Consider the following 12,185-nt stretch of genomic DNA (forward strand, 5'->3'; position numbering starts at 1 on the left):
AAAAAGATGATCCCTGATCATTATGGTACCACTTTGCCTGGATCCTTCGAACCGGGAGATTATATGATCATTCAAGGTTCCTGGGCACTTCAGAATATTTACGATATGGACATGCTTGGAGTTGTGGGATTCATCCAGGATAATGCCGGCAAGGAGGTTCAACAGGCTGCCAATAGTTCCGCAGATCCTTTGACTCCTTTATACAACACTGAGGTGACAGTGACTGCCGTTGGAAACATCAGTGAGACGAACTGTCTGGGAGTTGTGACCCCTGTAGTGACGATCCGCAATAATGGCGGAAATGAGGTTACTTCCATGAATATCCATTATCATGTTAACGGGGAAGAACTTCATACTGTTCCCTGGAGCGGTAGTCTGTCATTCCTGGAATCAGCTATTATCGGACTTCCTGAAATATCATTCAGCATTGAGGATATGAACGACCTGGTAATTTATACTTCAGATCCCAACGGGATTACCGATGAATATGTCAAGAACGATACGCTCCATCATGAATTTGCAAAAGCCGTGGTGGCTCCTACCATAATTAATTTTCTGATACGCACCGATACCCATCCTGAAGAGATCACATGGGAAATCCTGAACTCAGGCGGCGGAGTTGTCCACTCCGGAGGACCATATACTCAGGCCAATACAATGCTATCCCAGGAACTGGAGATCAATGATGAGGATTGTTACCAGTTCAGAATATACGACAGTGGAGGTGATGGACTCATACTTCCGGGCTTTTATGCACTGTATTATGGCGGCAGCAATTATATTGCCACAGGAACCGAATTTGGCTTCATTGATACTGCCTATTTCTCCGTTTCAACAGGTACAGGGTTTGCAGAACTGAACTCTGCCCTTGATATTAATGTTTATCCAAATCCTGCAAAGGATATGGTGAATCTTGACTTCTTCCTGGAAAAGCCTGCAAGCATCAGCCTGGAGGTAATGGATATAACAGGTAATGTTGTTATAATGGAAGGATTTGGCTGGCAGGAGCAAGGACCGGCAAGGCTGCAGTTCAGGACTTCATCGTTGGCAACCGGAACATATTTCCTGCGTATCCGGGCGGGTGAATACACTTTCAATGAAAGATTCGTGAAGGCGGAGTAAAGCCTTATTACTCTAATGGTTTTTCCAGAGTTTGTCTTGAAAAAGTATGGAAAAACCCCATTGCATTGATATTCAATCATTCATAATTTAGTCGCGGGGAAAAACTGAAACATTCAGTGCTTTCCCCTTTACTCTTATACAGGGAAACCTTTATTATTAAAGGTATGCGAAGTTATAAAGACCAGGCATATAAAATCGCAGCCATTGTTCTTGTTTTGACAATGAATACGGTTCGTAGCAATGCACAGGAAATGCTGGGCATGGTTACGGGCGATTATGCCGGTATTCATGCATCCATGATTAACCCTGCAGGCTTGTATCATTCCCGTTATTATCTGGATATCAATCTGGTTTCTGCCGGGCTGTTCCTTGAGAACAATTTTCTGTATCAATCTGCCGGGGATTACAGCTTTATGAATTTTTTCAAATCAGGTTATTCCTTTCCGATGCATACCAGCGAGTATGCGATAGGGGAGAGGCCGTTTTACACATTTGATTCTCCCGGAGATAAGTTCACGCACACCCAGGTAAGAATAAGCGGACCATCTGCACTTGTGGTTTCCGGGAAACATGCATTTGCCTTGCAAACATCCATGCGTTCCATGATGGTGATCCGGGATTTGCCATACGACATGGCAAATTTCTTTTACTACGGTCTGGAATATACTCCACAGTATAATATTCAGTATGAGCATCCTGAAGATTACCACATGGCTACCATGGTATGGAGCGAGATAGGTTTAAGTTGGGCTATGTTACTCAGGAAAAGGTATGCAAATGCAGTTACGGCAGGAATTACCGCAAAGCTTATCCTGGGTCATGCAGGAACGTATTTCAACGGTTATCAGACTGATTATTACGTACCGAACGGACATGATATCGATATTGCCGACCTGGATGCTGAAATGGGTTATGCTCTGCCACTGGACTATTCCAGTAATGATTTTTTTTACGGTGACCCGGTGAAGGGGAGGGGTTTTGCAGTTGATTTGGGTTTTACTTATACAAAGACTAAAAAGATCTCTACTTTGCGGCCGGTAAGAAAAATTTGCGAATCGGATTATGAGGATTACATTTATCGGATAGGGTTTTCCGTATTGGATTTGGGATGGGTGAAGTTTTCATCCAATGCATTAACCTATAAATATGATCATAGTTCAGCGTATTGGGAGAATGCGGACTCCATTATTAAGACATACAAGACCATCAATGATTTCAGCCGTGACCTGAGCCGGCGTTTTTGCGGTTCACCCACTTGTGCACAAAGCGGCCGGGAGTTTACCATGATGATGCCTTTTGCCTTAAGCTTGCAGTACGACTATCATCTTTACAGGAATTATTATCTGAACGCAACGGCGGTTCATCCGGTGAGACTCCATGCCAATTATCTGTACCGGCCTTCGGTATTCGCCCTGATTCCCAGGTTTGAAAGCACGATGATTGGGATCAGTCTTCCCCTGTCGCTGTATGACTGGCGTGAACCCCGGCTTGGAGCTGCGATCCGCATATATAATTTCACGGTGGGAACCGAGAAGTTATCCGGATTGCTCGGGTTTAACCATTTTTCAGGAATGGACCTGTACTTTTCCATCCGGATCTCCTTTTTAAAGGGCCATTGTCCTGGTTCCAGGAAAAACTATTTTTGTCCGGAACGGCCTTTTCGCAGCAAATAGTAAATGAGCAGCCGGAGAAATTGCCTATATTTATTCACGGTTTCAAACGGGAAAAATATAGGCTGGACATGTTTACCATTTATGTAGTCTCCGACGGAACAGGAAGAACGGCAACACAGGCGCTGAACGCTGCATTAACCCAATTTCCTGATATTCCCTATACTATCAGGGTTTTTCCTGAAGTAAGAACAAAATCAGACATTCAGAATGTAATGGATGAGGTGCTAAGGAACAGGGGTTTTGTCGTTCACACCCTTGTAAAAAGTGGGATTCGACGTGAAATGGTAAGAGCCGGCCGTTTGTATAATGTAGAAACCATTGATCTGATGGGTCCGCTGTTAGGACGGCTTGAACAGCAGTTTCAGAATGCACCTTCTCAGAAACCCGGTCTTTTTCATGAGATCAACCGTGAATACTTCCAAAGGATAGATGCTATGCAGTTTGCCTTCAAGCATGATGACGGTAAGAGGACTGAGGAGTTGTGCAAATCGGAAATAGTATTGGTAGGGGTTTCACGGACTTTTAAGACTCCGGTTTCCATTTATCTGGCGTTCAAGGGGTGGTTTGTCGCAAATGTACCCTTAGTGCTGAATATTGCTCCACCAGAGGAGCTGGATAAGGTTTCTTCAGAGAAGGTTTTCTTTCTCACCACCAACGCGGCTGCGTTATGTAAGCTCAGGAAGGTCAGGGAAGAGCATTTGGGCGGTACCACCGGTGATTATGCAACTCACGAGCATGCCAGGAAAGAGTTGTTATTTGCTGCTTCGGTTTTTCGCCGGCATCCGGGATGGACTCAGGTCAACGTTACCGGGAAGTCAATAGAGGAAATAGCCTCGGAAATACTTTCTTTACGGGGCGACAAAGAATAAAAACTGTCCACCGGATTAAAGACCCGGTGGACAGATACGATGCAATAAACCCAGAACTATAGTAATTATTTAAATCTTTGCAGGAAAATTCCGGACTCAGACTTTCACGGAAGCATTAAGGCTGTGGTTTATCTCCTCCTCGGTTATGGAATAATCTTCCAGGAGCCCGGCGAAATACTGGTCATAAGCTGCCAAATCGATCAACCCGTGGCCGGAGAAATTAAACAGAATAGTCTTGCTTTTCCCCTCCTGTTTGGCAATCTCCACTTCTCTGGCTACCTGAGCGATGGCGTGGGCCGTTTCAGGGGCAGGGATGATCCCTTCGCATCGTGCGAATTTCACGGCATTTTCGAAAGTTTCCAGTTGGGGAACGGCGCGGGCTTCGATGAGATCATCGTGAAGCAGTTGGCTGATGATAGCTCCGGCTCCGTGGTAACGCAAGCCACCGGCATGAATACCGGGAGGTATGAACTCATGTCCTAAAGTATACATAGGGATTAATGGGGTTAGACCAACCGTATCCCCGAAATCATAGGTGAATTTACCCCTGGTAAGTTTGGGACAGGAATTTGGTTCAACGGCGATAAATCGTGTATTTCTGCCCTCAATGATATTATATCGCAGGAAAGGCAGGCTGATACCGGCGAAATTAGACCCACCCCCGAAGCATCCTATAACAATATCAGGATAATCATTTACCTTACTGAATTGCCTCAATGCTTCTTCTCCTATAATAGTTTGATGCAGGAGGACATGATTCAGGACACTTCCAAGAGAGTACTTCGTATCGGGATTTTTTGCTGCGACCTCCACCGCTTCGGAAATAGCAATACCTAAGCTGCCGGGTGAATCAGGATGTTCGGTAAGGATTTTCCTGCCCGATTCGGTTTCCATACTGGGAGAAGGAATTACTTCCGCACCCCATGTGTGCATCATAGACCGGCGGTAAGGTTTTTGCTCATAGCTTACTTTGACCATAAAGACCTTCAGGTCGATGCCAAACTGCCGGCATGCAAAGCTGAGAGCGCTTCCCCACTGGCCCGCACCGGTCTCCGTTGTCATTTTTTTCACTCCTTCACGGGCATTATAGTATGCCTGAGCAACGGCGGTGTTGGTTTTGTGAGAACCTGAAGGACTTATTCCTTCATACTTAAAATATATCCTGCAAGGAGAGTTCAGTTCTTTTTCAAACCGCATTGCCCTGATTAAAGGACTTGGTCTCCATATCCTGTAAATGTCGAGAATTTCCTGCGGGATATCGATAAACCTTTCCGTTGAAACTTCCTGTTCAATCAGCCCCATCGGAAACAAGGGAGCCAAATCATCAGGCCCTATAGGTTGAAGGGTACCTGGATGTAAAGGAGGCTTTGGAAGGTTGGGCATATCGGCCAGGATATTATACCATCTTCGTGGCATTTCACTTTCGTTGAGTTGAATCTTGTAATTAGTTTCCATGGTTTTATAATATTTAGGTTTGGTTTAAAAAAAAGAAGGAGGAACGCTGTAAACAACATTCCTCCTTGCTTTTATATATTTTTAGTTGCTTCTAAATCATACGGCAATGCTGTTTACGCAGGGTATATTCCTGTGCCACCACCATGCGCTATTTACCGTATGAAAATTCATTTGATTTATTTTGTCCAAAAATAGGGAGTAAAGAACCAAAAAGCAATAGCAGAAATGATAATACGTAAAATTCCGTATTTTTCGCATTTAAGAGTGAGGCATTTATCAGGTGTTTCATGGTTTTTATTCGATGAAGTACAGCATATAATAATAAAGACATAACAAGTATTGCTTTTTGTCTAATCTAATTTGTAACTTTACGTAAGTTTCTTAACTAAAGTAATTTATTGTCCAATTAAACTAATGACTATGAAAAAGACCATTACTCTATTAACTTTCGGGGCTTTAATTTTATTTACCGGGTTCAATTCTGCTATAAGCCAGAATAATCCTGGACAAATAGTAAGTCCTTGTGTAAATCACAACGTTGACCCGGCCCTTCAACAGGCTAACATCGACAATTATCAACCGACCGTATATCGTTCAAACATTCCCATGCCTGAGGGTTGGGAGGTTGAGAATCTGATTCCCGTAAACCGGGTACAGATCGACAATAAAGGCACGGAGTTCTGGCTGATGATGCCCAGGAATCATGACCTTCTTGTCAGCGGCATATACCTGGATATCACAAGCGACCTCAGTGCCACCGGTTTTGTAGAGATTCCGGGTTTATCTTTCTATGAAGCCTTTACGGCTACTCCGGGCTCCATTACAAGGGTTACGCTTCCCAACGACGTTCAGCTTTCTACCAGCGAAAGTAAGGAGTATAAAGGGATTCATATTGTTTCGGACCAGGAGGTTGCAGTTTACGGAGTCAGCCTGAGGTCCCATTCCTCCGACGGATATCTGGGGCTGCCATTGGATATCCTTGCAAATCAATATCTTTTGATGTCATATCCCAATCTTACATGGTTCAGTGGTGCAGTAGACCAGACCCTGATCTCACAGATCGGGATCGTGAGCCCTTACGATAATGTGACCGTTACCATAACTCCTTCCTGTGCAACATACAACGGACAGCCTGCCGGTCTGCCCTTTAATGTTTTGTTGAACAGGGGCGAGGCTTATCAGGTACAATGTTTCCTGTCGAACGATCCCAGTGCGGATCTCACTGGTACGGTTATTCAGTCTTCACTTCCGGTTGCTGTTTTTGCAGGAAATGCCTGTGCCAGCGTGCCTCAGAATACAGCAGCCTGCGATCACATCGTTGAGCAGATCCCGCCGGTCAGCACCTGGGGCTCCTATTTTATTGCTTTCCCATTACAGGGAAGGGAAAATGGAGATACCTGGAGGATGCTGTCAGCCTCAAACGGAACCAACCTTTATATTGACGGAGCTTTAGTTGCTACCCTGAATTTTGGCGATTTCTACGAAACCATTTTAACCGATCCGGCTGAGATCGAAGCATCCAATCCCATCCTGGTAATGCAGTATGCCAATGGGGATGACTGGGATCTGAACCTTTCACAAAACGGAGACCCGTTTATGATGCTGATACCTCCATCAGAACAGTTCATGGATCATTATACTTTTGCTACGCCGAGTGCAGGTTTTTTATACCATTATGTTACAGTTACCATTCCAACCGCAGGAATAGCAACCTTGCAACTTGATGGAACTCCGGTCGATCCAACCATGTTTACCTCTATCGGTACCACAGGGTATTCAGGAGCAGGAATAGCTATAACGGAAGGATCCCATACCCTTGTAAATACAGGAGGAACTCCCTTCGGCATCTATTCCTATGGCTTTGCCGCCTATGATTCCTACGGTTATGCCGGAGGCTTGTCGCTCGAAATCATTTACTCAGGAAGCGCACCTGTAATCCATCGTACCCAGGAAACCATTAATCTGGGGAACCAGGGCCAGTTACAGAATGTTGCACTGACCATTGCCGCTGAGATAACCGATCCGGAAACGCCATTTACACAGTCGGCAACACTTTATTACCGGAAAGCATCACAGACAGGATATACAACGGTTCCTATGACCGACCAGGGTAACAATATCTGGTCGGCACAGATACCTGCCAATGATGTGCTCGAGCCAGGTGTGTTCTATTACATTTATGCAACCGACGGGCAACTGGGTTCAACAGATCCAACCATTGACCCGGGCAATAATCCATATGGCATTGCAGTATTACCCAATGTATTGCCGGTGATTACCCACACCCCTGTTACAACTGCCCCGTATAATCAGCCTGTAACCATAAACGCAGAAATTACAGACATTACAAATTATGTGGCTGAGGGATTCCTGTATTACAGAAATAAAGGAGGTAATCCTGTGTATGATGTTGCAAATATGAATCTGGTGAGCGGTTCAACCTATCAGGGAGAGATTCCTGCACAGTTTATCACCGACCAGGGAACAGAATATTATCTGAAAGCTTTTGATGATTTCGGGATGAGTTCAACATTTGGAACTCCGGATATACCGCTGGTGATCAACAGTCTGGCCGGTATTGATGACCCGGGCTCAGTGAGCAGCAATTTGTCTATTTATCCAAATCCGGCAAATGGAAACGCAACCTTTGAGATCAGTGTTCAAACTAATGAGCATTGGACTTTAAAGGTATACAACATCCTGGGTGCTGAAGTATTCTCCATTGAAGATAGAATCAGTGGCTCAGAATCCTTTAAGTATGATTTTGACGGTAGTGACCTGCCTCAGGGATGCTATTTCGTTAACCTCAAACACGGCGATCGGTCGGAAGTACAGAAACTGATCCTAAGCCATTAATAAACTAATTTAATATTATATAAAAGGGATAGACGGTCACCGACCGTCTATCCCTTTTTATATGTTTTAGTGCCAATTACCTTCGGAATCGGCAAACCTGTGATAGTATAGAAACCTTCCCCAGGAAAGGCTATCGCGTGTTTCCGGTTTTAATTTCTGGGCGAAGAAATTATAATTATATCGACTGGAGAACAGTCCGTATCCATTTTCAATATTGGAATATTCGAAGATGGTGATATAGTAATCGGGGCGTTGGGCAAGTTCCATATACACGAAGACATCCCGGTTGCCGATAAGCAACATCAGGTCTACGCCAACAGCCGTTCTTTTCACATCAGGATCTATTGGTATTTGTTGCGAGAGAAACTCGTAATAATAATCATTGAACTGGTGTTGTAATGTATCATCTTCGGGATTGTTTTTAGTAAGTGGCTGAAGCTGTGGTATCCAGTCAATATATTTTTGAGAAACGCTGTCATCCTTTTCTTCGAGGTAAAGGAACCTGACTATCCTCATATCATAGAATGCAGGATTCAGAGTAGAATGGTAGTCCAGCATTTCCGCTGGATACATTGCCCGGTTATAGTATCGGGTTTCAAGGTAAGAATAGTCAAGGTTGTAATTTCCCAGGGTTGTGGTTCTCGATTTTGCGATGATTCCGGTCCTTTTGTTTTCAACGGTTAGCTGGTACATGGTATTCCCGGCTAATCTCGTGGAAGAGACGTAAATCACATGGCCCTCCTTGGTGAAATCCCCGTCTTCTTTGGTTATTCTTGAAGTAGGGTGGAAAAAGATTGTGTCGCCAACGGGTTCATCCTCTTCTATCCTGAGCAGGGATACTTTCAGTTCCTCAGGAGGATAGTAGATGGAATCTTTCATCATCATGCAGGGATAGGGGTCATCGGAAAGATAGGCCCGTTGAACACGCACATACTGAACGCTGTCGCGTGTATTGAGAAGGCAATACACAACGGGGATTTCCGCCCACTCGCCGGTCATATCAAATTCATTTTCGCAGGATGAAAGAAGAATGAAAGCAGCCAAAACCAAACCAATACTATGGCTGGTTTTTAAGTTGATTATTCCTGGGAGAGACATTTTCATAAATAAATTAAATTTAACCCTCTCAAGTTAGCAGAATATTTATTCTCAGGCAAATATTTATCAGGAATCGGTCGTTTCCGATAAGTTATCGGAAAGACCCGATCCACAATGGCTACAAAACCTTGCCCCGTCTTCATGATCGTGCTTTCCACAATGTTTGCATATACTATTCTGCTCTTTACTTGCTTTCTTCCGGGTCATTTCTGCAGTAATTATGCCGGTGGGAATAGCAATAATCGAATAACCAAGGATCATGATCAGTGATGCCAGAAACTGTCCCCAGACAGTTTGAGGCGCAATATCCCCATAACCAACCGTTGTCAGTGTGACGATTGCCCAGTAAATGCTGCGAGGGATGCTGGTGAAACCATTGGCCGGACCTTCAATCAGATACATCATGGCACCCACAATGATAACAATGGAAAACACGGTTGTAAGGAATACCATTATCTTATGTCTGCCAGACCGGATTGCCTGAGCAAGGTAGCTTGAAGCTCCTACATACCTGTCAAGTTTCAGGATACGGAAAATCCGCATGAGCCGCAATGTCCTGATGACAATAAGAAACTGGGTGCCCGCGAGGATCAGGCTGATAAAAGTCGGAAGAATAGATAACAGGTCAATGATGCCATAAAAACTGAAAATGTATCGTATTTTCCGGGTAGTGGAATAAATCCGCAGAATGTATTCAATGGTAAAAAGAATGGTAAAAAACCATTCTGCAAGGTACAATTCATGACCGAACTCGTGATGAATCGAAGCAACGCTATCGAGGAAAACAACAATCACGCTCAACAAAATGGAAATGAGCAGCATGATGTCGAAAGCCTTTCCTCCTGGAGTATTTGCCTCGAAAATTATATTGTATAGTTCCTTCTTAAGTGTTTTATGATTATCCATGTTTTAAAATCAGTCAATCCGGAAATAAAAAACTAAGTTAGCGTAAAAATTGCAAATGAAATAATTATAAAAATCATTGCTGATTTAAAAACTTCAAGGCAGATATTAAGGAATATATCATTCATGCTTAGGCAGTTATAGTATTAAATTTCTTTTTCTCATCTTTGCAAAGCAAGCTTGTTTTGCCGTAACCCATTAAAAAGAGCATTATGCTTGATTCTCTTGCCGAAGTGATCATTGCCAGTTTGCTGGCTGCATGGTTGTTCAGGAAAATGAAAATTCCCGAGTTAGTTGGAATATTACTGGTAGGTGTTTTATTCGGTCCATACGTATTAAATCTGCTGAATCCGGAGTTGATCGATATTTCAGGTGAACTGAGGCTTGCCGCTTTGCTGGTGATACTTTTAAGGGCGGGATTTGAACTGAGAAAAGATACATTAAATAAGGTAGGAAAAACCGCTTTGTTTTTGTCATTTGTCCCGGCTGTTATAGAGGCAGGCGTAATAACCCTTCTTGCTCCCTTGCTGTTCGGTTTAACATATCTGGAAAGTGCAATCCTGGGAACCATACTCGGTGCAGTTAGTCCGGCAGTAGTGGTTCCCATGATGATCAACCTGATAGAAAAAAAACGAGGCACGGCCAAAGGTATTCCGACTTTGATACTGGCAGCTTCCTCCATCGACGACGTATTTGTGATTGTTTTGTATTCCATCCTGATAGGAATTTATACCGGAAGCAGCGTCAATATAGCCTGGGCTCTTGCCGGTATCCCCATTTCTATCATTCTCGGGATTGTTGTAGGATTAGGGATAGGTATTTTACTTTATAAGTTATTTGATCGTTTTAATCCCCGTGCCACAAAAAGAGTATTGATCATCATGGCTGTGTCTGTTTTGCTAATGAGGGTTGAGCATCTGATAAGTCACTGGATTCCGTTTGCGGCATTGCTGTCTGTTATGGCCATCGGTTTTATTATCCTTGAGAAAAGAGACAAATATGCACATGAACTTAGCCTGAAGTTTGCAAAGGTATGGGTGATTGCCGAGATCCTTTTGTTTACCATGGTTGGATCGGCAGTAAACATAAATGTGGCTTTTGAGTCGGGTTTAGCCGGATTACTTTTGATTTTTACAGGACTTGTAGGAAGAAGCCTCGGATCCTGGTTATGCCTCCTGGGAACCAACCTGAATTTCAAGGAACGCTGGTTTGTCGTGATTTCTTATATCCCAAAGGCTACAGTACAGGCTGCTATTGGTGCAGCTCCGTTGGCTGCAATGAAAATTGCCGGTATGGATACCGGACCCGGTGAAATTATTTTGGCCGTAGCTGTTCTAAGTATTGTTCTAACTGCTCCCCTGGGTGCCTGGGCCATCGGGTTTACCGGTAAAAGATGGCTTTCCAAAGAATAGATCACTCTTTTTTTTAGCCCTGTTTGTATTATTGTTTAACAAAAAATAAAAAAGATTAAACAAAAAATCTTTTTGCTTGTTTATAATTTGTAAACGCTGATTTAATAACAATAAAAAAATACAAAAATGAAAGTAAAAAGATTCTTATCCAGTATTATAATGGCAGTTCTTGTAGCAGGATTAACTATTCCTGTTTCTGCAAGCGAGCCTTCAAAGAGCATGACAATTGTTGAGGTAGCATCATCCGACAAACAGTTCAGCATTCTTGTTGACGCGGTTGTAAAGGCCGGACTTGTTGATGCCCTGAATGCCGATGGACCTTATACGGTTTTTGCACCGACCAATGATGCCTTTACTGCTTTGTTCAGTCAGTTGGGTGTTGGTGGCATTGATGACCTTTCAAAGGAGCAGCTAATGCCGATTCTTTTATACCATGTAGTTAATGCCAAAGTAATGGCCTCTGATGTAAAATCAGGAGAAGTAGCAACTTTGAACGATAAAGCATCTTTGAATGTATCTGTTGACGGTTCCGGTGTTATGATCAATAAAACCGCAAAGGTGGTAAAGACTGACATAGTAGCAAAAAACGGTGTGATTCACGTGATTGACAACGTGCTTGTACCCGAAAGCGGAAAGAAAGAAGCCAAATCTTCGGGATGCGGTTCATAATTCCAATTCATTAATTAACAACCTTAAAAATTAAAACGATGAAGAAAACAACTCTCAAATATATGTATGTTTTGCCGGTTCTGGCACTTACGCTGATCCTGGCATCCTGTGACAAAGACGATGATAAC

At 43.4% G+C, this 12,185-nt stretch carries 9 protein-coding genes; 6 read left to right on the plus strand and 3 right to left on the minus strand.

Features of this window, described 5'->3' with window-relative positions; all coding sequences use genetic code 11:
• The 3 genes from KKA81_07275 to KKA81_07285 all read left to right on the plus strand — a co-directional run.
• Window positions 1-1,122: T9SS type A sorting domain-containing protein (locus KKA81_07275; protein MBU2650718.1), on the plus strand; the 1,122-nt coding region annotated here is incomplete at its 5' end.
• 164 nt (window positions 1,123-1,286) lie between these two features.
• Window positions 1,287-2,795 carry a hypothetical protein gene (locus KKA81_07280; GenBank protein MBU2650719.1) on the plus strand — a complete coding sequence of 503 codons (1,509 nt, stop codon included), beginning with the start codon at window positions 1,287-1,289 and terminating at the stop codon, window positions 2,793-2,795.
• 68 nt (window positions 2,796-2,863) lie between these two features.
• Window positions 2,864-3,664: a kinase/pyrophosphorylase gene (locus KKA81_07285; GenBank protein ID MBU2650720.1), complete on the plus strand. Its 801-nt coding sequence runs from the start codon at window positions 2,864-2,866 to the stop codon at window positions 3,662-3,664.
• Window positions 3,665-3,760: 96 nt separating this feature from the next.
• Here KKA81_07285 and KKA81_07290 read toward each other — a convergent pair whose 3' ends face one another.
• On the minus strand, window positions 3,761-5,119 hold the full coding sequence (locus KKA81_07290; GenBank protein MBU2650721.1) for a TrpB-like pyridoxal phosphate-dependent enzyme: 1,359 nt from the start codon (window positions 5,117-5,119) through the stop codon (window positions 3,761-3,763).
• Window positions 5,120-5,539: 420 nt separating this feature from the next.
• Here KKA81_07290 and KKA81_07295 point away from each other — a divergent pair, with 420 nt between their 5' ends.
• The gene (locus KKA81_07295; protein MBU2650722.1) at window positions 5,540-7,975 is read left to right on the plus strand and encodes a T9SS type A sorting domain-containing protein; all 2,436 of its coding nucleotides are present in this window, start codon (window positions 5,540-5,542) and stop codon (window positions 7,973-7,975) included.
• 66 nt (window positions 7,976-8,041) lie between these two features.
• On the opposite strand, the gene KKA81_07300 is transcribed toward KKA81_07295, so the two are convergent.
• Both KKA81_07300 and KKA81_07305 read right to left on the minus strand, forming a co-directional pair.
• Window positions 8,042-9,079 carry a DUF4249 family protein gene (locus KKA81_07300; protein MBU2650723.1) on the minus strand — a complete coding sequence of 346 codons (1,038 nt, stop codon included), beginning with the start codon at window positions 9,077-9,079 and terminating at the stop codon, window positions 8,042-8,044.
• A gap of 60 nt (window positions 9,080-9,139) precedes the next feature.
• Entirely contained in the window at window positions 9,140-9,979 is an 840-nt protein-coding gene (locus KKA81_07305; protein ID MBU2650724.1) for an ion transporter, read from the minus strand.
• Between the two features lie 209 nt (window positions 9,980-10,188).
• On the opposite strand from KKA81_07305, the gene KKA81_07310 reads away from it, so the two are divergent.
• Window positions 10,189-11,388 carry a cation:proton antiporter gene (locus KKA81_07310; GenBank protein ID MBU2650725.1) on the plus strand — a complete coding sequence of 400 codons (1,200 nt, stop codon included), beginning with the start codon at window positions 10,189-10,191 and terminating at the stop codon, window positions 11,386-11,388.
• 126 nt (window positions 11,389-11,514) lie between these two features.
• A complete protein-coding gene (locus KKA81_07315) occupies window positions 11,515-12,057 on the plus strand; it encodes a fasciclin domain-containing protein (protein MBU2650726.1) in 543 nt (180 codons plus the stop codon).
• Window positions 12,058-12,185 lie beyond the last annotated feature (128 nt).

Source organism: Bacteroidota bacterium (assembly GCA_018831055.1).
In the GTDB taxonomy this organism is placed as follows: domain Bacteria; phylum Bacteroidota; class Bacteroidia; order Bacteroidales; family B18-G4; genus M55B132.

What these genes read in the sequence shown, in the direction of transcription:
- KKA81_07280 (MBU2650719.1), top strand. Translation starts at nt 1,287, where the DNA reads ATGCGAAGTTATAAAGACCAGGCATATAAAATCGCAGCCATTGTTCTT.
- KKA81_07285 (MBU2650720.1), top strand. Translation starts at nt 2,864, where the DNA reads ATGTTTACCATTTATGTAGTCTCCGACGGAACAGGAAGAACGGCAACA.
- KKA81_07290 (MBU2650721.1), bottom strand. Translation starts at nt 5,119, where the DNA reads ATGGAAACTAATTACAAGATTCAACTCAACGAAAGTGAAATGCCACGA.
- KKA81_07295 (MBU2650722.1), top strand. Translation starts at nt 5,540, where the DNA reads ATGAAAAAGACCATTACTCTATTAACTTTCGGGGCTTTAATTTTATTT.
- KKA81_07300 (MBU2650723.1), bottom strand. Translation starts at nt 9,079, where the DNA reads ATGAAAATGTCTCTCCCAGGAATAATCAACTTAAAAACCAGCCATAGT.
- KKA81_07305 (MBU2650724.1), bottom strand. Translation starts at nt 9,979, where the DNA reads ATGGATAATCATAAAACACTTAAGAAGGAACTATACAATATAATTTTC.
- KKA81_07310 (MBU2650725.1), top strand. Translation starts at nt 10,189, where the DNA reads ATGCTTGATTCTCTTGCCGAAGTGATCATTGCCAGTTTGCTGGCTGCA.
- KKA81_07315 (MBU2650726.1), top strand. Translation starts at nt 11,515, where the DNA reads ATGAAAGTAAAAAGATTCTTATCCAGTATTATAATGGCAGTTCTTGTA.